19 protein-coding genes are annotated in these 21,143 nt (G+C 53.7%); 7 read left to right on the top strand and 12 right to left on the bottom strand.

Annotated elements, in window-relative coordinates; all coding sequences use genetic code 11:
* Nucleotides 1-6: 6 nt before the first annotated feature.
* The 3 genes from HZU72_RS14830 to HZU72_RS14820 form a co-directional block, all read right to left on the bottom strand.
* The gene (locus HZU72_RS14830) at nucleotides 7-840 is read right to left on the bottom strand and encodes an ABC transporter permease (RefSeq protein WP_180093402.1); all 834 of its coding nucleotides are present in this window, start codon (nucleotides 838-840) and stop codon (nucleotides 7-9) included.
* Complete coding sequence (locus HZU72_RS14825; RefSeq protein WP_138801577.1) at nucleotides 837-1,817, bottom strand: ABC transporter permease; 981 nt, start codon at nucleotides 1,815-1,817, stop codon at nucleotides 837-839. The genes HZU72_RS14830 and HZU72_RS14825 overlap by 4 nt, the downstream gene beginning before the upstream one ends.
* 92 nt (nucleotides 1,818-1,909) lie before the next feature.
* The gene (locus tag HZU72_RS14820; protein WP_180093400.1) at nucleotides 1,910-3,466 is read right to left on the bottom strand and encodes an ABC transporter substrate-binding protein; all 1,557 of its coding nucleotides are present in this window, start codon (nucleotides 3,464-3,466) and stop codon (nucleotides 1,910-1,912) included.
* Between the two features lie 210 nt (nucleotides 3,467-3,676).
* On the opposite strand from HZU72_RS14820, the gene HZU72_RS14815 reads away from it, so the two are divergent.
* From HZU72_RS14815 to HZU72_RS14805, 3 genes are all read left to right on the top strand, one after another.
* Nucleotides 3,677-4,387: a GntR family transcriptional regulator gene (locus tag HZU72_RS14815; RefSeq protein WP_180093398.1), complete on the top strand. Its 711-nt coding sequence runs from the start codon at nucleotides 3,677-3,679 to the stop codon at nucleotides 4,385-4,387.
* Nucleotides 4,365-5,387 carry a histone deacetylase family protein gene (locus HZU72_RS14810; protein WP_180093396.1) on the top strand — a complete coding sequence of 341 codons (1,023 nt, stop codon included), beginning with the start codon at nucleotides 4,365-4,367 and terminating at the stop codon, nucleotides 5,385-5,387. Before HZU72_RS14815 ends, HZU72_RS14810 begins: the two co-directional genes overlap by 23 nt.
* A 536-nt stretch (nucleotides 5,388-5,923) precedes the next feature.
* Nucleotides 5,924-6,577, top strand: coding sequence for a GntR family transcriptional regulator (locus HZU72_RS14805; RefSeq protein ID WP_180093394.1), 654 nt, complete (start codon nucleotides 5,924-5,926; stop codon nucleotides 6,575-6,577).
* A gap of 63 nt (nucleotides 6,578-6,640) precedes the next feature.
* Here HZU72_RS14805 and HZU72_RS14800 read toward each other — a convergent pair whose 3' ends face one another.
* From HZU72_RS14800 to HZU72_RS14770, 7 genes are all read right to left on the bottom strand, one after another.
* Nucleotides 6,641-7,585 (bottom strand): amidohydrolase family protein, encoded by a 945-nt coding sequence (locus HZU72_RS14800; protein WP_180093392.1) that lies wholly within the window; start codon nucleotides 7,583-7,585, stop codon nucleotides 6,641-6,643.
* A complete protein-coding gene (locus HZU72_RS14795) occupies nucleotides 7,582-8,478 on the bottom strand; it encodes an NAD(P)-dependent oxidoreductase (protein WP_180093390.1) in 897 nt (298 codons plus the stop codon). The genes HZU72_RS14800 and HZU72_RS14795 overlap by 4 nt, the downstream gene beginning before the upstream one ends.
* Nucleotides 8,479-8,530: 52 nt before the next feature.
* Nucleotides 8,531-9,805: a TRAP transporter large permease gene (locus tag HZU72_RS14790; RefSeq protein ID WP_180093388.1), complete on the bottom strand. Its 1,275-nt coding sequence runs from the start codon at nucleotides 9,803-9,805 to the stop codon at nucleotides 8,531-8,533.
* A gap of 9 nt (nucleotides 9,806-9,814) precedes the next feature.
* Nucleotides 9,815-10,282 carry a TRAP transporter small permease gene (locus HZU72_RS14785; protein WP_180093386.1) on the bottom strand — a complete coding sequence of 156 codons (468 nt, stop codon included), beginning with the start codon at nucleotides 10,280-10,282 and terminating at the stop codon, nucleotides 9,815-9,817.
* 66 nt (nucleotides 10,283-10,348) lie between these two features.
* A complete protein-coding gene (locus tag HZU72_RS14780; protein WP_180093385.1) occupies nucleotides 10,349-11,338 on the bottom strand; it encodes a TRAP transporter substrate-binding protein in 990 nt (329 codons plus the stop codon).
* A gap of 172 nt (nucleotides 11,339-11,510) precedes the next feature.
* On the bottom strand, nucleotides 11,511-12,518 hold the full coding sequence (locus HZU72_RS14775; protein WP_180093383.1) for a 4-hydroxythreonine-4-phosphate dehydrogenase PdxA: 1,008 nt from the start codon (nucleotides 12,516-12,518) through the stop codon (nucleotides 11,511-11,513).
* Nucleotides 12,519-12,544: 26 nt separating this feature from the next.
* On the bottom strand, nucleotides 12,545-13,849 hold the full coding sequence (locus HZU72_RS14770; RefSeq protein WP_180093381.1) for an L-fuconate dehydratase: 1,305 nt from the start codon (nucleotides 13,847-13,849) through the stop codon (nucleotides 12,545-12,547).
* Between the two features lie 134 nt (nucleotides 13,850-13,983).
* Between HZU72_RS14770 and HZU72_RS14765 the strand changes: the two genes are divergently transcribed.
* Nucleotides 13,984-14,958 carry a LysR family transcriptional regulator gene (locus HZU72_RS14765; RefSeq protein ID WP_235976130.1) on the top strand — a complete coding sequence of 325 codons (975 nt, stop codon included), beginning with the start codon at nucleotides 13,984-13,986 and terminating at the stop codon, nucleotides 14,956-14,958.
* Between the two features lie 34 nt (nucleotides 14,959-14,992).
* Here HZU72_RS14765 and HZU72_RS14760 read toward each other — a convergent pair whose 3' ends face one another.
* Nucleotides 14,993-15,886, bottom strand: coding sequence for an NAD(P)-dependent oxidoreductase (locus tag HZU72_RS14760; protein WP_180093379.1), 894 nt, complete (start codon nucleotides 15,884-15,886; stop codon nucleotides 14,993-14,995).
* A gap of 34 nt (nucleotides 15,887-15,920) precedes the next feature.
* Nucleotides 15,921-17,372, bottom strand: a complete 1,452-nt coding sequence (locus HZU72_RS14755) for an NAD-dependent succinate-semialdehyde dehydrogenase (RefSeq protein WP_180093377.1) — start codon at nucleotides 17,370-17,372, stop codon at nucleotides 15,921-15,923.
* A 518-nt stretch (nucleotides 17,373-17,890) separates the two neighbouring features.
* Here HZU72_RS14755 and HZU72_RS14750 point away from each other — a divergent pair.
* The 3 genes from HZU72_RS14750 (at nucleotide 17,891) to HZU72_RS14740 (ending at nucleotide 20,975) form a co-directional block, all read left to right on the top strand.
* Nucleotides 17,891-18,862, top strand: a complete 972-nt coding sequence (locus tag HZU72_RS14750; protein ID WP_180093375.1) for a Bug family tripartite tricarboxylate transporter substrate binding protein — start codon at nucleotides 17,891-17,893, stop codon at nucleotides 18,860-18,862.
* A 109-nt stretch (nucleotides 18,863-18,971) separates the two neighbouring features.
* Entirely contained in the window at nucleotides 18,972-19,448 is a 477-nt protein-coding gene (locus tag HZU72_RS14745) for a tripartite tricarboxylate transporter TctB family protein (RefSeq protein ID WP_235976129.1), read from the top strand.
* A gap of 15 nt (nucleotides 19,449-19,463) precedes the next feature.
* Complete coding sequence (locus HZU72_RS14740) at nucleotides 19,464-20,975, top strand: tripartite tricarboxylate transporter permease (RefSeq protein ID WP_180093373.1); 1,512 nt, start codon at nucleotides 19,464-19,466, stop codon at nucleotides 20,973-20,975.
* Nucleotides 20,976-21,143: the final 168 nt, after the last annotated feature.

The raw sequence follows: 21,143 nt of genomic DNA, 5'->3' as shown, positions 1-21,143 counted from the left end.
AAGTCCTTAGCGCTCGCGTGATAGTTTGGGGTTCAGTGCGTCGTCTAACCCTTCACCCACCAGGTTTAACGCCAGTACGGTGAGCAGAATCGCTACTCCTGGGAAGAAACTCAGCCACCACGCTTGGCGAATCACCGTGCGCGCAGCGCCAATCATATAACCCCAGGACATCACGTTAGGGTCGCCCAAACCGAGAAACGACAGCGCCGACTCCAGCAAAATCGCGGTGGCCACCATCAACGATGCCAGCACGATAATCGGCGAGAGCGTATTGGGCAGAATTTGGCGCAGAATAATCGTGGTGTTGGACTGGCCGACCAAGCGCGCCGCTTCGACATACTCGCGGTTGCGCAACGACATAAACTCGGCGCGCACTAAGCGAGCCACCGGTGGCCAGCTGACAATCGCGATCGCCAGCACGATGGAGGTGATGCTGGGCTGCATAATCGCCACCAGCACTATCGCCAGCGCGAAGTTGGGGATGGTCTGAAAGAACTCGGTAAAGCGCATCAGTACGTCATCAATGATGCCGCCGTAGTAGCCTGCAATCGCCCCCAAGGGAACGCCAATCAGCAGCGCCACGCTCGTCGACACCAGCCCGATCAACAGCGATACCCAGGCGCCGTGCATCAAGCCTGAGGCCACATTGCGGCCCATGGTGTCGGTGCCCAGGGGAAAACCATCTTGCGAGAGCGGGGGTAAAAAGGGCCGCTGAACCATTCGCCATGGCGATTCTGGAAACAGCAGCGGCGCCAGTATGGCCATGGTGATAATCAGCAGCAGGATGATCAGGCCGACGAGGGCGCCACGGTTTTGCGCGAAGCGTGCGAAAAAGCTCATGCGGCCCCCTTCTTGATGCGTGGATCAGCCAGGCTGTACACCAAATCGGTGATGATATTGAAGACGATGACCAAGGCTGCCGAGAAGAAGAAAATGCCCAGCAGCAGGTTGTAGTCGCGCTGCTGCAATGCTTCGAACATCAGCCGCCCGATGCCGGGCCAGGCAAACACGGTTTCGGTCAGGATCGCACCACCGACCATCTGCCCCGCCTGCAGGCCCGCTAATGTGATGATCGGCAGCAGGGCGTTACGCAACACATGACGGCGCTGGATAATGCTGGGCTTTAAGCCTTTGGCGCGGGCGGTTTTGACGTAATCCTGCTGCGCGGCATCCAACATCGACGTGCGCGTCATGCGGGTGTAAATCGCCATAAAAAATAGCGCTAAGGTGGTCGCTGGGAGCACCAAGTGCTTGGCAACATCGAGCACCAGCGCAAACCCCGTATGGCCTGCCCCCACGGTGTAGAGACCGTAGGCGGGCAGCCAGCCCAGGTAGACGGAAAACACCACCACCGACATCAGTGCGACCCAGAACAGCGGCGTGGCGTAGAACACCAGCGCCAGCGCCATGATCAGTGAGCCAGAGGGTTTCTTGACCCGTGCCGCGGCCATGGAGCCTGCCACGATGCCCAGCACCAACGAGAGCACGAAGGCAGTGCCAGTCAGCAATAGGGTGGCAGGTAAGCGATCCATAATCAGGTCAAATACAGGGACGCCCAACCGATAGGAGTAACCAAAATCGAGCATGGCGATACCTGATACATAGCGCCACAGCTGCACATACATCGGCTGGTCGAGCCCAAAGCGCTCGCGCAGTTGGTTTAGAAATTCCTGATCCGCGGCACCCGCTTCGCCAGCCAGAATCGCGGCCGGGTCACCGGGGGCCAGCTGAATCAGCAGGAAGTTAAAAATAACGATTAAAAACAGCACAATCACGGCTTTAAACAGCCGCATCAGAATGAGGCGCGCGTAAACCATAAGTAGTTTTCCTGACTAATACCTTCAAGACATAGCTGAAACACCCAGGCGGCGTTCATCGCCTGGGTGGGGCTTAGGCATTTGCTAAAAAACTAGCGATCTAGCCAAGCATCTTTAAAGCCGTCGTTAACACCCACGCCTGAAGTAACCAGGTTCTGCACATCACAGCGGTACAGGGTCGGGAAGCCCAGCTCCATCAGCCAGCCAACGGGCACGTCTTCATGGAGGATTTCCTGTACTTCGCGGTAAAGTTTTTCGCGCTCTTCGTCGGGGAAAGCCGTGGCGGCCTCGTTAAACAGCTCGTCGACGCGCTCGTTTTCGTAGCCTTCCACGTTATTCCAGGGCGAACCCTTGGCAATGTTGTCGGAAAGGTAGGTGCGTGAAATACCTAGCGCGGGGTCGCCATACTGGTAGAGATAGGTAAAGGCGAGATCGTAATCCCAATCGCCCAGGCGCTGGTTCCAGCCGCCCACATCGGTGGCTTGGGTTTCAACGTTAATACCCACTTCGCGCAGGTTCTGCTGTACGGCTTCGGCCCAGCGCGTCCAGGTTTCCCCATAGGGCAGCGGCAGAATAGTGATCTCTTCCCCGTCGTAGCCCATTTCATCCAGTAGCTCACGGGCGCGTTCGGGGTTGTGATCGTAGGGTTCCAGATCGTCGTTCTGGAAGCGCGCATTGGAGCCAAAGGCGGAGAGCGGCACATTGCCCAGGCCGTTCCACAATACATCTTTAGCGAACTCGCGATCCATGGCGTACATCACCGCCTGACGGAAACGTTTATCCGCCGTGGGGCCTTCGCGGTTGTTCATCCACAGCATGGCAAAGGGGCTGAAGTACTCGTGGCCCTCTTCGGTCATGCAGACGTTATCCATCTCGGCCAGGCGGGGAATATCGAAGTTCTCGACGGTACCGCTGGGCAGCACGTCAATGGTTTCATTTTCGAACGCCACCGCACGGGAAGCGCCGTCAGGAATGATGTGCCAATTGACGCCATCCAGGTAGGGCAAGCCCTCTTCGTAATACTCTTCGTTTTTAACCAACTCGATCACCGTGCCGCGCTCCCAGTTGGAGAACTTAAACGGGCCGGTGCCGATGGGGTGGTCATTATGCTCGTTATCGCGGAAGTCGGTGCCCGCGTAGAGGTGCTCGGGCACCATGGTGAAAGTGCCCGCCTCGAAGGAGAGCAGGAAAGGGCCGAAGGGTTGAGTCAGGGTAAACACGACGGTGTGGTCGTCGGTGGCTTCGATGCTCTCCACGTGCTGCAGCACGGCGCGGGCACTGGGGTTCAACTCGCGGTGGAAGACATCGGCGGAGAACACGACGTCATCGGCGGTAAAGGCTTCGCCGTCGTGCCAGGTAACGCCTTCACGCAAATGGAAGGTGTAGGTGCGGCCATCTTCGCTGACTTCCCAGGACTCCGCCAACTGCGGCATGGGCTCTAGGTCGGTGGAGTAGCGCAACAGGCCTTCGTAGATATTGCCCGAGACGGTACGTGTGGGCGCGTTCTGAACCATGCCCAGCACCAGGCCTGGCGGCTCGGGCTGAATAATGGTGTTAACGACACCGCCCTCTTTGGGATCATCAGCCAGGGCGGCGGAGGTAAAAGCGAGTGCTGCAGCGGAAATAGCCAAAGCTAAAGGTTTTTTCATGTTTCCTGCTCCTCGGTTATTAGCACGTAATGTGGTTACGTAGTCGTTAGGCGAGCGAGGCGTGTCAGACCCTGTTGTGATGTTTGTTAGGGATCTGTTTTGACCATAGCAGCACTTGGTAAAACTGTCGACAGTCGGCAATCGTTCGTCGACAAGTGGCTTTTTTTCGTCATACTGGGAAGAACACGTCATATCCCATGAGTGAATGCGATGGCCTCACCAACGGCGGCTCCCAGGGCCTTTATCCAGCAGCAGAATCTGGTCGAACAGGTTGCTGACTATTTAACCCAAGCGATTATTCAGCAACACTTTTTACCCGGAGAACGGCTCTCGGAAGTGCAGCTTTCCCGCGACTTGGGCGTTAGCCGTGCGCCGGTGCGTGAGGCCGCTCGTTTGCTGGAAAGCCGGGGTTTATTGATCTCGAAACCGCGCCGAGGCTTCTTTGTTCGCGCGTTGAATGCCGTTGAACTCGAAGACGTGTTTGATTTGCGGCTCTGTCTTGAGCGCCATGGGATCGAACGCCTGGCAGAACGCTATACCGCCGATGCTCAGCGCGCACTCAAGCAGCAGGTTGAGGTGCTATGTGAAGCGGCAGCCGGGAACGATGGCACCCGCCGCATCGAGGAGGATTTGCAGTTTCATCGACTGATGCTGCACTACGCAGGCAACGAGCGTCTGCTGCGTGCCTTTGACGACCTGTCCCATGAGCTGCGCCTCTGCATCACCCTAATTACCAAAACTCATGAAGCCCCTGACACCATCGCCACCAGCCACTTTAAGTTGCTTGACGCGCTGGATAGCGGCAACCCTGCCGCCTGCCGTGAGGCGATTGACTACCATATAGGCGTTGCCCGCGATTTCGTGGTCAAGGGTGTGGGCGAAACCGGAGATAGTGACGATGAAGACGTTCTTCCACGCTGACCAACTGCTTCATCAGCCGCAAACCTACTTCTCCCGTGGCAAGATGCGAACACCCCAGGAAGTGCCTGAACGCGCCACGCACCTGCTGGCCGCCGCCAAGCAGCTAGGGTTTGATATTCAAGTGCCCGCGGATCATGGCGTGGCGCCGTTAAGGGCAGTGCACTCGTTGGCCTATCTGCGCTTTCTCGAAAGTGCCCATCGGCGCTGGCATGCCCTTGGCGAAGATTGGGGTGAAGAGGTTATCTCCAATATTTTTGTGCGTTCGCCCAATGCTCTGCGCGGCATCTTGGCGGAAGCCGGGCGTTACTTGGCTGACGGTAGCGCTCCCCTGGGCCAGCATACCTGGCAGTCTGCTTATTGGTCGGCGCAGAGTGCGGTCGCCGGGGCTGAGACTCTGTTAACCGGGGAGCGATTCGCCTATGCTTTATCGCGCCCGCCGGGCCACCACGCGGGCATCGACTCCGCCGGTGGCTTTTGCTTTCTCAATAATGCCGCCATTGCCGCGCAGCGACTCACCTCACGCTACCCCCGCATCGTCGTGTTAGATCCCGATATGCACCACGGCCAGGGCATTCAGGAGATTTTCTACCAGCGCGATGATGTTATGTACATTTCGATCCACGGCGATACCACCAACTTCTACCCGGCGGTGACCGGCTTCGAAGACGAGCGCGGGCAGGGGGCCGGGCTGAGTTATAACCTTAACCTGCCAATGCCCCATGGATCACAGGAGTCGGTGTTTTTTGACCGCCTGGAGCAAGCCTGCCAGGCCATCCGCCTGTTCGAACCTGACGCCATCGTGCTGGCGCTGGGGTTTGATATCTACGAGCGTGACCCCCAAGCCAAGGTCGCCGTTTCTACAGCGGGGTTTGCTGAGCTTGGCCGCAGGCTAGCGGGTCTGAATACTCCCACGCTAGTGGTGCAGGAAGGCGGCTACTACTTGGAAGGGCTGGAGGCCAATGCGGTGAGTTTTTTTGAGGGGCTGCTTGGCAAGGCGTAATGAGTAAGACAAGCCATCAAGGTGTCTGGCAATATAGCCACTTTCAGCGATCAGCAAGACGATTCGGATAGTCATTGAGATAGTCATTGAAAGGACATGGCATGGCCATGATGACTTAGTGGGTCGGCCTGATGCCGTAAGGCTGGTTTAGGTGGTTATCAACTTTTTAAAGTCCACGTCGTATAAGGAAGGTACAATCAAAAAATCATGTGCATTTTCCTGAGTCAACGGATTGGGATATAAAAATAGCGGAAAATATGAGTTCGGATACTTAGTCTTCCTTAAAAAGGCTAAACGATAGAGTGAAATCCGTAAGAGCGGCATTCAGGCGCCCGCTGCGTTGTATTAAACAACCAGTTTTGCCAAGCGTTTGGACTATGTCTTAATAGAATAATGCCCATAATAACTAGCTATATACTGACTAGCTTGACTAAGGTAATGAATGAATTCATAATTATTTTTGTGTTAAAATTTAATCTACTATGTCAATAAATGCCTGTACACCAGTACAAGCCTAGGTTTAGAGAATATCGATCATGGATAAAATTAGGCAGAATACACTGCACGGTGAGGTCGCCGAGCGAATTCGTGTCATGATCACTCAAGGGAAGTTAACACCTGGTAGTCGTGTTCCTGAAAAGCAGCTATGTGAGCAGTTTGGTGTATCACGAACCCCCCTCAGAGAAGCTTTGAAAGTTCTAGCTCATGAAGGTTTTGTTGAACTTTTGACAAATCGTGGAGCTAGAGTCGTTAAATTGACTAAAACCACTCTTAAGAATACCTTTGAAGTTATGCAGAGCCTAGAGTCTCTTTCGGGAGAGCTGGCCTGTGCGAGGATTTCTGAGGATGAGCTTACGAATATTGAAGTGCTTCATTATCAGATGCTGGCTTACTATAAGAGTGGAAATATGAAGGAGTATCTACTGACTAATCAGCAGATACATGAGGCCATCGTACTAGCTTCTCAGAATGATATACTTATTGATGTTTATAAAAACCTCAATCATCGAGTGCACCGTGTACGCTTCACCGCTGAGCTCAGCAATGACTATTGGTCCAAAGCGGTAGCGGAGCATGAAGCGATGATCGTAGCGCTCCGAGCACGTGATGGCGCTAATTTAGGCCAGGTATTGCGCCGCCACTTACGTGATAAATTAGAGGTGTCGGCTCTTGATGAGATGGCTGAGTAGTTAAGAAGTCTCGACTAACAGGGTGTACGGTCAGTGAAAAAGCCAGCCCAGATACTATTATGCTTATGTTAAGTATGTAGTAGCGCTAGTTTGGCACAGGCTTTCAGGTGCAATACGATAAACTCTTTGTGCAGTATCATGGAAGAGCTGGCGTTGCTCGGTATTGGTTAGTTCGTTTGTGATCTTAAGAAAACCTGAAAAGATAGTTTCAAATGTTGCAACCAAACTATCTACAGGGAAATTACTAGCGAACATGCAACGCTCCACGCCGAAGAGCTCGATGGTCTCAAGTACGATTCGACGGTTAGCCTCTTCTGTCCAAGTTGCTCCCTGCACTCCAATTCCTGAAATTTTTACTTTTACATTGGGATGGTGAGCCACTTGAGCCATAGCCTTACGCCAACCCTGGAGCCCTTCTTCGCTTCGATCTGCAGGTAAACCGGTATGATTAATGATGATCGTCGTATCGGGATGGGCAGCGGCGAGGTCGGCTGCTTCACGGAAGTGCCACCATGGACTCTGTAGGTCGAAAGAGAGGTCATGGGCGGCTAGCCGAGCGAAACCGCGACGCCAAACCGGATCACCCATGGAACCTGGGGCGCCGGTCTCCACTGCGTTGGGCGATGGAGCGGCGCGGGGCTTATGGCGAATCCCGCGCACCCGTGAGTAGGCGCAGTGCGCCGCCAATACATCCTCGATATCCGGTTGGTCGAGGCGTGCCTGGGCAACCATTACACTGGGCAGCCCCTCCCTTTCGGCTAGTTCATGGGCCCAGCGGGTTTCCTGAACGGGCGTTTTGGCATCCCACTCGGTCTCGATGAAGACCGACCCCACCACACGATAATTTGTCGTGTCGCGTCTGTAATCCTCGGGCAAGTAGTTGCGCCGGATGGCGCTGTAATCGCCATAGCGAAACGGAATCATCGGATCATCGCAGAGCCATGGCAGGTAGTTACGTTCGAGGTCCCAGAAGTGCTGGTGCGCATCGATGATGGGAAGTGGCGTCATGACGAGCTCTCCGGCGTTGCACCTTCCAGCAGCGATACGATGGCGGCGCCATCCAGCTCTCCCTTGCCCTGTGAAACCAGCATGCTGAAGAGGGAGTTGGCGGTGCCCGCCATGGGCATGGAAACATTTAAGGCGTTGGCGGCGTCCTGCAGCATATGCAAGTCCTTGAGAATCTGCCGGGCGTAGCCACGCGGCTCGAAGTCGTTCTCCACCATGCGGGGCAAGAGATCGTTGAGCAGGTTGCCGCCGGCATAGCCCGAGGAAAGGGCCTCGGGGATCTTACTAACATCGATACCGAACCGGTTACCAAGGTTGCAGGCTTCGGCGATCACACAGTAGTTGGAGAGTACCAGCGCCTGGTTGATCAACTTGGTGGCTTGCCCAGCGCCGACCTCGCCCATACGGGTGAATTTTCCAAGGGCGCTCATCAATGGCTCGATGGCGTTGATAGCGGCTTGCCCACCGCCGGCCATGATGGCCAGGCGCCCCTCGGTGGCAGCGCCGGGGCCTCCAGAAACCGGGGCGTCTACAAATTGCATGCCGTTACGTTCCAGCAAGGTTTTTGCCAGGCGTTTGGTGGTCTCGAGTTCCGTCGTGGAGTGGTCAACCATGGTCTTGCCTTCACCTGGGATGACCTCGGCGATACCGCCCTCGCCGAGGATGACCGCCTCCACGGCTTTGGTGGAGATCACGCACACCTGAATAATGTCGGCGCGCTCGGCGACCTTGGCCGGCGACTCGGCAATCTCAACACCCTTGGCCTTGGCGGCCTGGCAGCAGGTGTCGTCGATATCATAGCCGATAACTGAATAACCACTTTCGATGAGGCGCGCGGTGAAACCGGCACCCATCTTGCCGAGTCCGATGAAACCGATAGTTGATTTGCTAGTCATTTTACTACTCCTTCATACCAGTACAGTCGCTGATTGGTTTAGGCCACGCTCTTTAGCGCAAGAAGCCCGGTAGCCAAAGCACTAGGTCTGTTGCGAATGTAATAATTGCCAGTGTGATAAGCAGCGGGATATAGAAAGGAATAAGTGCTTTCAAAAGCTGGCGCAGCGAGACTTGAGCAATCGATGATACGAGGAATAAAGAAAGGCCCATGGGTGGGGTCAGTAGCCCAATCATCAGATTGAAAATGGCGACAATGCCCAGGTGTACCGGGTCAACTCCTGCAAGCACCATGGGTGGCGCCACAATGGGCACGATTAACAGGGTTGCAGTGGTCGAGTCGAGAAAAATACCTGCAATGAAGAATATCAGATTCGCGATGAGCAAGAGCATTAATGGATCTTGGGATATCTGCAATATGAAGGCAGCGAACTGCTGTGGAATCTGCTCAACAGATAAGATCCAACCAAACATGGAGGCCGCGGCCACGATGATCAGTATCGCGCTCGTTGTCTTTAGTGTGGCCATCATTGAGTTTATCAAGTGTGGCCAGGTCAGCTCCCGGTAAAAAATCGAGCTAACCACCAGCACATAGGCCGCTGTGACAGCTGCTGCTTCCGTGGGCGTAAACAAACCCAATAACATCCCTGAGATCATTAACGCCGGTGCCAGAAGTGCGGGCAAGGCAGGGATGAATGACTTATACAGTTCGCTGGCCGTGGGAAGTCTAGGAGCGCGAGGCATGTCGTGTTTGATCGCCAAAATTGCTGCTGTGATCATTAACAGCGCCGTGCAGATCAATGCAGGAACGATACCAGCGAGAAGGAGCTGCACAATGGAGACGCTCGTGACCGATCCATAAACTATCAGCGGAATGCTAGGGGGGAATATCGGGCCTACGACGGCTGATGAGGCAGTGACCGCCGCCGAGAAGGGAGCGCCATACCCCCTTTTCTTCATGGCTTCGATCTCTATTTTGCCTAACCCACCTACATCGGCAAGAGACGCGCCTGACATACCTGAGAATATCAAGCTTGAGAAAATATTGACCTGTGCCAATCCGCCAGGTGCCCTCCCAACCAGGGTGTTAGCAAAATGGAAGATTCTGTCTGTAATACCAGACTGATTCATTAAATTCCCGACAAAGATGAAGATTGGTACGGCAACCAATGGAAAGCTGTCGAGAGAATAAGTGATGCGCTGGCCGAGAAGCCCGATTGGAAACCCTTCAATAAGAACATACATCACCGAAGGAATGAGGATGGCATAAACCACAGGGAAGCCGAGTAGGAAAAACACTAAGAACAAAGCCAGTATCATAAAGCCCATTTTTTTATCCTATAAACCGATGCCGGGATTAGGGCGAGGGGACTTGAATCCCTGGTGGAAATGCATGAAAGCAGCTCCAGCGAAACCCAGGAAAGTAGTGCTGAAGAAGATCCAATAGGGAATTTTGAGAACAGGCGTAGCTTTATTCAAATTTGCTTGTACTGTGATGAATGCAGCATATGCAATGAAAAGACACGTAATGATGGATAACAGAGCGATAATCTTGTATAGCCATATTTTTATCGTGCTAGGCAATGTCTCGCGAAGCTCCGCCATTTCGATGTTTTCACCACTTGAGATTGCAAGTGGGTAAGAAGAGAACACCAGACAAATGAGCAAGAATCTAGTGAGTTCTCCCGCTCCTGGAATAGAAAACCCAAATACGGAGCGAGTTATAACCTGCATAAAAGGGACAAGTATCATGCCTGCTAGCAAAGCTAAGCAGAAAACTTCTAACAGCCTTTTTCCGGTTCTCATGCTGGCGACCCTATGTGGTAGTAAGTAAGGGCAGCGAGGACTACTGTATTCCTCGCTGCCAAACTATTACTCTATTTCCGCTATTTGTTCGATATAGGGTTGAAAGTTAGGGTAGTCCTCGTTTATTTGTGCCAAGACCTGCTCACGGAAGGCTTCCAACTCAAGCCCGTTCTCTTCGGTGACGAAGGTCATACCCTTTTCCTTTAATTCTTCGACTAGGCTAGCTTCCCGCTCTTGTGCCCACTGGAGGGATTCTTGAGCTTTTTCTTCTAGTATACGTGTAATGGTCTCTTGATGGCCTTCGTCCAAGGATTGCCATGTGTCTTCGTTGATGAAAACGGCTAATATGGAGTGCATGTGCCCCGTCATTGAGACATGGGACTGCACTTCATAGAGGCTATTGGACATAAGCATGGTCAGAGGATTTTCCTGGCCAACTACAAGCCCCGTCATTAATGAAGTCGGAAGTTCTGAGACTTCGACCGGTGTCGGATCAGCGCCAAACCCATTGACCATTGAAATCCATATATCAAGTGGTACCGCACGGAAAGGCTTGCCTTCCAGATCAGCGGGAGAGTAAACGGGGAAGTTGGCGGTAATATGTCGAGCCCCTCGGTACATGCGGCCAATAATACGCATATCACCTTCTTCAACGAGCTTTTCGTTCATTTCACTGATGACAGGAGAGTGAGGGTCTGTAGCTTTCAGGGCATGCTCTGCATCACGATAAATGAAAGGCGCGTTGAATACGGCAATGTCGGGAACGGTTTGGGCGAGCGAGGCAAATTCGTGATGTGCCATTGATATCGATCCAAGTGACACACCATCGACCATTTCGGCAACACCCCCAAGCTGGCTTGACGGGAACAGGCTAAACGTGATCTCACCGTCGGTTGCTTCCTCAATTGAGGCTGCCGCTTCGGACGCATAGCGTGTCTGCGAATCTCCTTCTGCACCAACATGGGCATAGCGTAATGTTTCGGCTGAAACCGACAAAGTTGTAACGCTAATGGCTAAAGTGGCAATTGTTAGTGTGAGCTTTTTCTTGAGAAACATGTTGTACCTCTCTTTTTTGTTTTCGTGTAGTTCAGGCTAATTTTATTGTTGCTTTTTTAAGCTTGGCTTCTTGCTATTACCTCAAGTTGCCTATGAGTTACCCTATCTGTTAAAATTTATTATGCACTCATAATTCATTTTTGAGAGTTGTACTTTCGTCGATGACTTCTGATCATCGACTTATAAAATTTAACCCCATTCGGCAGGCGATATCGAAGGCGTGGCGTATAGCTTCGACGTTGGCTTTTCCTTGTCCTGCGATATCAAAGGCGGTGCCATGGGCCGGGGTAGTAATAGGGATCGGCAGTCCACCCTGAACAGTGACGCCGCGTTCGAAGCCCATCAGCTTCAAGGCGATTTGCCCCTGGTCGTGATACATGGTCACTATGCCATCGAATTCTCCATCCCGGGCGCGCCGAAAGATAGTGTCGGCGGGGAAGGGGCCCTGGGCTGCGAAGCCCTCGTCGCGGCATGTGTCGATTGCCGGTGCAATGATGTCTATCTCTTCACGGCCGCAGGTTCCCCCCTCTCCAGCGTGAGGGTTTAGCGCCGCTACCCCGATACGGGGCTGCTCTATGCCAGCGGCTACCAACGCATCATGAATCAACCGGGTGGCGCTGAGGATGCGTTCAGGCGTCACATGCGACGCCGCCTCAGCAAGCGGGATATGTGAGGAGATGCGCGATGTCCAAAGGTTGCCCAGGGTGTTGAATTCGCAGACGGGGGTCTTGACCTTTAGATGGTCGACGAAGAAGTGGAGCTCATCCTCGTGTTTCAGCCCGCCCTGTTTCATGGAGAGCTTGTTGAGCGGGGCAAAGCAGATCGCATCGACATGTCCATCACTGGCGCCGTCCATGCACTGCGCCAGCACTTTGAGTACCGAGGTGCCGCACAGGCCACTGACCTGGGCGTATTCAACATCTTTCGGCTTGATGGTCGATGTCGGTAACAGCACTGGGCCTGTCTGGCCGCGCGCCTCTGCAAGGCTTGCGATTTCAGGGAGTTCATGGCGGATGCCAGCCACACGTTGACCTTCCTCCCATAGCCAGCGGTCACCTACGACCACGATGCTGGCTTGGCCCGTCGCATCGTGGTCCCCCAGCAGTCTGGCCACCAGTTCGGGCCCGATGCCAGCTGGGTCGCCGAGGGTCAGGGCGATACAGGGTTGTACTTGGGGCATGTTACGAATCTCCTCAGTGGTTGTGTTCACTTTTCCTTCCATGCCTGACCGTCAGGGTAAACATGGCGAGACAGCGACTCCGGGTGCATGGTGATACTGTAGCCGGGCGCCATGGGGACCTGATAGCGACCATTACGTATCAACACCGGGTTTTCGAAATGCTCGTGCAGGTGGTCGACGTATTCCAGGATACGGCCATCCAGCGAGCCCGAAACGGCGATGTAGTCGAACATCGAAATATGTTGGACATACTCGCAGAGGCCGACACCGCCAGCATGCGGGCAGACCGGCACGCCAAACTTGGCGGCCATTAATAGCACGATGATGACCTCGTTGAGTCCTCCCAGGCGGGCGGCATCGAGTTGGCAGTAGTCGATGGCTTCAGCCTGTAGCAGTTGCTTGAACATGACCCGGTTATGACAGTGCTCACCTGTAGCGACACCGATCGAACCGAGGCGTTGACGTATTGCGGCATGCCCCAGTATATCGTCGGGGCTGGTGGGCTCCTCGATCCACAAAGGGTCGAATTCGGCCAGCTGACGCATGTTGGCGATGGCTTCATCGACATCCCACATCTGATTGGCGTCCATCATCAGGGTACGGTCCCAGCCGATCTCCTCCCTGAGAATTTGGGCACGCTGGCAGTCTTCGTTGAGATCGCCGCCCACTTTCTGCTTGAAGTGTGTCCAACCTTCCGCCAGGGCTTCGCGAGCGAGACGACGCACTTTGTCAACGGAGTAGCCGAGCCAGCCAGCCGAAGTGGTATAAGCGGGATAGCCTTGCTCACACATTTTCTGTTCCCGGCTTGCCTTGCCGCTAACCTTGCGCCGGAGAATGGCTAATGCCTCCTGAGGTGTCAGGGCATCGGTGACGAAGCGGAAGTCGAGGCAGTTAACGAGCTGTTCTGGGGACATGTCGACGAGTAGTTTCCATACCGGTTTCTGCTCTGATTTGGCCCAAAGATCCCATATGGCATTGACGATGGCCGCGGTGGCCAAATGAATGGCGCCTTTTTCTGGCCCGGTCCAACGAAGTTGGCTATCGCCGCTGGTCAGATGTCGCCAGAAGGTTCCCATGTCGGAGGTGATGGCCTCGAGATTGCGACCCTCGATCAGATAGGCGAGCGATTGAACCGCTTTGACACAAATCTCGTTACCACGCCCAATCGTGAAAGTGAGTCCGTTCCCCACAAGCCCGTCGCTGGTGTCGGTATGCAAGGTCACATAGGTGGCCGAATAGTCCGGCGCAGCATTCATGGCATCAGAGCCATCCAAGGATCGAGAGGTGGGAAATCGAATGTCCTGAACGTCCAGATGGGTAATCATGGTCATCGGCAATGGGCCCTTGTGTATTTGTTGGCATGACTCGCTTCAGCTTAGCCTTGCCGTTCAATAACCTGCCAATCAAAAATTGACTAGTAGCGATTACTTCTAGTTATCATATGTTGTATCGATATGAGCTTGCTTTGGATACATGCGATGGTGAAGGAGACATGATGGATAAGCTGATGTCCGCCAGCCTTAACAGCTGGTTACGTTTCAAGCATCTACAATTGCTGGTGAATCTCGAGCAGAGCCGTAACATGCACGCGGCCGCTAGACAGATGAATCTAAGTCAACCAGCGGCGAGTAAGATGTTGCGCGACCTGGAGACCTACTTCGGATTTTTGATCTTCGAGCGTCAGCCTCGCGCCATGGTTACGACCGACCTCGGTAAAGTTGTGGTAAGGCATGCGGAACGCCTTCTGAACGACGTTCAACGACTGGTCGATGACGTTCAGGTCTTGCGCGAAGGGGGGTACGGTCATCTTGTGATCGGCGCGATTCCTGCAGCAGCTCCCGAAATTCTGCCCGCCGCTATCGCCGCCCTTAAAGAGCGGCGACCAAGGCTATCGGTGAGTATTGACGAACAGAGCAGCGATCGACTGCTCCTAGCGCTCGAGTGCAAGCGGCTTGATCTGGTCATCGGCCGCTTGACACATGTCAGCCAACACAATCTTTTCGACTTCGAGCCACTCCTTGAGGAACCACTGCGAGTCGTCGCTCGTCGGGAACATCCTCTCGCCACTGTCGATGGTGTGACACTAGATGGACTGAGCGGCTGGCCTTGGATTTTGCATCCGTTGGCCAGCCCCATGCGAGGCATATTCGAAGAAGCCTTGGCTGACGAAGGGATACCTTCACCTGTGAACACCATCGAAACCACCTCGACACAGTCCATTCTGCAGTTGCTACTGGCCTCCGACATGCTGGCCATATTGCCTCGCTCGGTATTACACCGGCCGCTGGCCAGCGGTCAGTACGTCACGTTATCCATTACCGTCGGCAAACCCCTGGATTACTACGGCATCATTACCCTCAAGCATGAACCTCTCTCTCCGGCAACAGCCGAATTGATTGTCGAGTTGAGGCAGCAAGTCCAGTTGGCTACTATTCGTTGACGTACGTTATGGATAACGCTTACCGGCACCGGACTCATTTTCGTGCCTGGTCGGTCAGAATGCTGACAAGCTCGGGTATCGTCGAGTGAGCATGACCCGAGGACTCTGCGTCGTCTAGTACTTGGTAAATTCCTGCAGCCGCGCTCTTTGTTGCACCGGTATCGTTCGCCATGGTTAGGTAGTAGCCTAGATCCTTGTGCGCGTTGGCGATACTGAAGCGGAACCCGCTGTCATCCCGCGAAAGAATATACGGGCGCAGCCGCTCCAATACGGTGCCTGCGCCACCACCATGTGCCAGTACGTCGACCAAAACCTCTGCTTCGATGCTGCCTTGTTCCGCACAGGCCGCCGCCTCCGCCAGTACCGTGGAAAAGCCGACTGAGACGAAGTTATGCAGCAACTTCAATTTATGACCCGAGCCAACCGATCCGGCATGAGTGATATTTTCAGCATAACTTTGTAGCAGGGGGAGTTGGGTTTCGAAGAGCTCATGGTCGCCTCCGACGATCAGGTTGAGCCGGCCCTCGGCGGCTTCCTTGGGTGTGCGAGTCATCGGGGCATCCAGGAAACGGCCTCCCGCTGCTTCCACGGCCTCGGCGATCCGCAGGGTGGAGCTGGGTATCGCGGTCGAACAATCGATGACAACGGTACCCGAGTGAAGGCCCTCCAGAACGCCACCGTCACTGAACAAAACTTCTTCCACCTGGGGCGTGCCGGTAACACAGAGGATGATGACGTCGGAGTGGGAAGCGAGAGCCGCCCCAGTGGGATAGGCGGTCGCACCCTTGGCGATCAGATCCTCGACCGGTTGGTTGCCGGGATGTTCCAGGAAGCTCAGAGGCCAGTCATGGCGTTGAAGGCTGCTGGCAATTCCATGGCCCATTAAACCGACGCCGATCATGCCGACCCGTTGTTGCTTGCTGCTCATATGTGATGTCCTTTGTCGTTTGGCCGGTCGGGATTCAAAGACCACCCATGCAGAGATATTTGATTTCGATATAGTCATCGATGCCGTACTTGGAACCCTCGCGGCCAATACCGGACTCCTTGACCCCGCCGAAAGGGGCCAGCTCGCTGGAGATGATGCCTTCGTTGATGCCCACGATGCCACATTCCAAGGCTTCCGCGACGCGCCAGACGCGCCCCACATCACGGGTATAGAAGTAGCTGGCCAATCCCAGCGAGGTGTCATTGGCTTGGCGAATCACATCGTTTTCATCGCTGAATCGTAACAGCGGGGCCACCGGGCCGAAGGTTTCGTCGTGCATGAGCAGGGAATCGGATGAGACATTAGTCAGGATCGTCGGCTGGAAGAAATTCCCCTGCAACGCGTGGCGTTGCCCGCCCAGGTAAACGCTAGCCCCCTTGGCCTTCGCATCCTCGATATGTTGCTCCACTTTTTTGACGGCAGCCGGGTTGATCAAGGGGCCAAGCGCTACTCCCTCCTCGAGGCCATTGCCGACTTTTTGTGCACTGACGGCACTGGCCAGCCGGACGGCAAAGTCGTCGTAGACCTTGTCGTGAACGAAAATCCGGTTCGCGCAAACGCAGGTCTGTCCGGTATTGCGAAACTTGGACGCCATTACTCCTGCAACTGCTTGGTCAAGGTCAGCATCCTCAAAAATGATGAAAGGCGCATTGCCGCCCAGTTCCATTGAGACCTTTTTGACGGTTTTCGCACACTCGCCGAGCAGTATCTTGCCGACCTCGGTAGAGCCGGTGAAAGAGAGCTTGCGTACCCGCGGGTTGGCGGTCAGCTCGCCGCCCACAACACTCGCACTCCCCGTCACCACATTCAATACACCCTGAGGAACTCCGGCCCGCTCGGCGAGTTCGGCCAGCGCCAAGGCCGAATAGGGTGTGCTGGAGGCTGGCTTGACGACCACGCTGCACCCCGCTGCCATGGCCGCAGCGGCTTTGCGTGTGATCATGGCGTTGGGGAAGTTCCAGGGAGTAATGGCGGCCACCACACCGACGGGCTCCTTGGTGACGACGATGCGACGATCATTGGCATGGGCCGGGATGACGTCGCCATAGACCCGCTTGGCTTCTTCACCGAACCATTCGATGAAGGAGGCGCCGTAGGCGATTTCTCCCCTGGCCTCCTGGAGTGGCTTGCCCTGTTCGAGTGTCAGTATCTGCGCCAGATCCTCCTGGTGCTCCATGCACAGATCGAACCACTTTCGCAATATCGAGGAGCGCTGCTTGGCTGTTTTGGCTTTCCATAAGGGGAAGGCGCGATCGGCGGCATCGATAGCCGCGCTAACCTCGTCCTTGCTTAGCTTGGGGACTGTCCCCAAGCGTTCATTGGTGGCTGGGTTGGTGACTTCGATGACACTCCGTGTTTCGGCATTTGTCCAACGTCCGTCAATGTAGCAATGCTGCCGGAATAGAGCAGAATCGTTCAGCTTCATTTTGTTTTCCTATAGGAGAATATAAAAAAATTCAGATAAAAACTCAGCCATGCAGTCAATAAGGGAATCGACCTGTTCCCAGAGCTTGGTAGTTTTTTAAATGTGCATTATGAATTCAAAACTATGTATTAGACTTTTGTATTGGATATGCTTGAGCGAACTCTGGAAAGCAGATTAGAGCCTCAGTTGGGAAGTCCTGAAGCTTCTTTTCAAGGCTTTGAAAGTAATTGTTAAAACGATTTATTTGTAATTTTCGATTTAAGTCAAGGGTGCATTGCGAGATACAGGGAGAGCATCGACTAAGGTCTACGTTGAAAAAATGAATTATGAGTTCAAAATCACTACAGCCTAGGTAGTATAAGGTATGCGAGGTGCAGGTTTTTCTCTGCAAGCCGAGGCGGACTTTGAGCAAGCTGTCGTACTTTGAACTCATCCACATGATGGATGCGTATGACGATTAAGTTTGCTTCAGTCGTGAAATATAACGGAAAAGCCACAACAATAATTTGGGTGAAAACATGATCATAGTGAAACAGCTTAGTAAGGTCGCGCTGTCAGGTGCGGTTGGTATCACTCTTATCAGCGGTAGTGCGAACGCTTGGGAACCCGAGCGTAACGTGGAGTTTGTTGTTCCCTACAGTGCTGGTGGCGGTAGTGACATCAATGCTCGCATGTTGGTGGAGACGTTTCGGCAGAGCGATCTTGTCGACGAAACTATTCTGGTCAACAATCGGCCTGGCGGCTCGGGCGCTGTCGGTAATAGCTATACCTATAACAAGGGCGACGACAACCACACCATCATGACCTTCAATGGAGGGCAGATGATGAGTATGGTGACCAATGACGCCAATGTTCAGCTGGAAGACTTGACCCCCCTCGGCACGCTCGCGCTTGATACGCTCCTTCTGGGCGTTGCCGCCGATAGCGATGTCGAAAGCCTCGACGACCTCATCAAAAAGGCAGAAGAAGACTCTGATAGCATCGCAATTGGCGGTGCTGGCCGTGGAGGCGAGGATCATCTTGCTTTCGCCATGATCAATTCTAGCCTGGGCACGGATTTCCAGTACGTACCCTTCGGTGGCACGGGTGAAGTGACGTCTGCCTTGCTGGGTGGCCATATCGATGCTGCTGTATATAAGCTTGGATCGCGTATGGATCCGAGTCAGGTGCGCAGTCTTGCAGCGCTTTCTGATGAGAGGCTCGAAGCACCTTACGATGATGTTCCGACCTTTGCTGAACTTGGTTACCCTGATATCCAACTAATGATTTTCCGTGGCTATGCGGGCCCTCCTGATATGTCGGATGAAGCGGTAGCTTATTGGGAGGACGTTCTGAAGAAGGCGTCCGAGAGTGAGCAATGGAAGTCTGATTATATCGAGAAGAACAATCTGATCGGCACCTTCATGGGAGCCGAGGAGAGCGCCGAGTTCTATAGTGAAGAGAAGGCCCGCTATGCGGAGAAGTTCAAGGAGGTCGGTATCATCGAGTAATGTCTTTGGTGGCTATAGGCGGTTTTGGCTGCCTGTGGCCACCCATGACGTTCATGCATTCTGTTAAAGCTCTTGGGTACTTTAGGCTTTCATGGAAGTTGGGAGAGAAATGAGTATGGAAGTAGAGCAATCTTCTGAGAGAGAGAGCCTTTCCTGGCTGCCGGCTTTAGTCACCATCGGAATCGTGATAATGGGACTTTGTTGGGCAGCATTTGGCATTTTCAAGTACGGCATCTGGGTGAATAATGGTCCTGGAGGCGGCTTTTTTGCAGCGGTAGCAGGTATCGGTGCTGCTGCACTTGGCATTTATGAATTCTTTTTCTCTCCCGTTAGTGCAAAACCTATTGGAGGGAGAAGCCTATGGCCAGCGGCTGCAATGGCCTTGGCGATACTGTGTACTCCTTTGCTCGGCATGGTTCTTTCCATGTCACTCTTTATCTTATTGTGGATTCTTCTAGTCGAGAAGAAGTCCTGGAAGCAATCGATTTTTACTGGTATTGGCGCAGGGGTGGCGCTGTATTTACTGTTTGGCCTATGGCTGAAGGTTCCCTTTCCTCAAGGCATGTTCCTTGAAATGTTACAATAATAAGGTAAGTCTCACATGGATATCCTTCAATCCCTGATGTCGGGTTTCGCGACGTCGCTGACCTTCTCAAACATACTCGCTGCTCTTGTCGGGGCAGGCTTAGGTATCGTGATCGGAGCGATTCCGGGCCTTGGCTCCGTAACTGGCGTTGCCTTGTTGTTGCCACTGACGTTTCAGATGGACCCTATCACCGGCATTATTATGCTGGGTGCCGTATATTACGGTTGCATGTATGGGGGGTCCTACAGTGCCATCATGCTCAATATACCTGGTGATGCACCGGCTGTCGTAACGGCCCTGGATGGTTATCCGCTTTCGAAAAAGGGGCAGGCAGGTAAGGCACTATTTACAGCTAACATTTCCTCTTTTATTGGTGGGACCATTGGGATTGTCATGCTGACGTTCATGGGAGCAGCGTTGGCAAAAATCGGGTTATTGTTTGGTCCGGCGGAAGTCGCCGCCTTGGTAATTCTTGCGCTGTGCTCCATTGGCTGGTTGTTGGGAGATAGTCCCAAGAAGGGCCTGGTTTCCACGTTCATAGGCATCATGCTTTCGATGGTAGGTATTGGTTTGGCTTTTGGTCAGCCAAGATTTACTTTTGATTCGATGTATTTGCTGAATGGAATTTCCTTTATTCCATTGGTCATCGGCATGTTTGGCTTCAGTCAGGTTCTGGAAATGATGGTCAACAGAGTAGATGCCGCCGGTTTGATGACAAAGCTATCTCTTCGCGAAAGCTTATTGGACCGTAGTGAATTGCGCAGCATCATTCCCACTTCCCTTCGCTCGGGCGTGCTAGGTAATCTGGTGGGTATCCTGCCAGGCGCAGGGGCCACGACCGGGTCTTTCTTGGCTTACGTGCTTGAAAAGAAAGTCGGTCGGCACGGTGCTGAGATGGGAACGGGTAGAATCGAAGGGGTTGCAGCTTCCGAAGCAGGAAACAATGCGGCTGCCGCAGGCTCTTTCGCTCCCCTACTTTCCTTGGGTATTCCGGGCTCTGGGACAGCCGCCGTGCTGCTGGGCGGTTTGATGATGTGGGGAGTGCAGCCAGGCCCGATGCTGTTCCAAAATAGCCCTGATTTCGTCTGGGGGCTGATTTCATCCATGTACCTGGGTAATGTCATGGCGGTACTCGCAGCACTCGCCATTATCCCTTTCCTTGTTAAGCTGTTACGCGTTCCTCCAGCATTCATGATACCGGTCATTGCTGTGGTCTGTGTAGTGGGTTCCTATAGCGTCAACAATAGTATGTTCGATGTGTGGTTTATGCTGGGGGCTGGCGTGATCGCCTTTTTCATGAATGTCGCCAAGTATCCGGTAGCGCCCCTGTTATTGGCATTTGTATTGACGCCCAGGCTGGAAACAAGCCTGCGACAGGCACTGGATATTTCGCGTGGTGATCCGTCGATCTTCTTTGGCAGCCCGATTGCGACAACTCTTTTGTCCATTACCCTGCTGTTTTTCTTATATCCTTTGATAGCAAAACTGGTCAGGGCATTGGTAAAGAAGCGGCAGCTGGCAAAGTAGCACCTGGGCGCAGTCTCATTGCTACAGCTTGATGTATTTCCTTGGTGAGGCAACAAGGCCTCACCAAGGGAGGGGCAAATTTTCCGCTTTGTATATATGGCGAAGGTGCTGGCAAAGCCTGCTCCATTTTCGTCTCTTCGATCATGTCCCTTTAAGTCAGTTACACAT

Origin of the sequence: Vreelandella sedimenti (assembly GCF_013416325.1) — a bacterium.
In the GTDB taxonomy this organism is placed as follows: domain Bacteria; phylum Pseudomonadota; class Gammaproteobacteria; order Pseudomonadales; family Halomonadaceae; genus Vreelandella; species Vreelandella sedimenti.
This window is presented reverse-complemented; position numbering and strand designations above follow the sequence as displayed.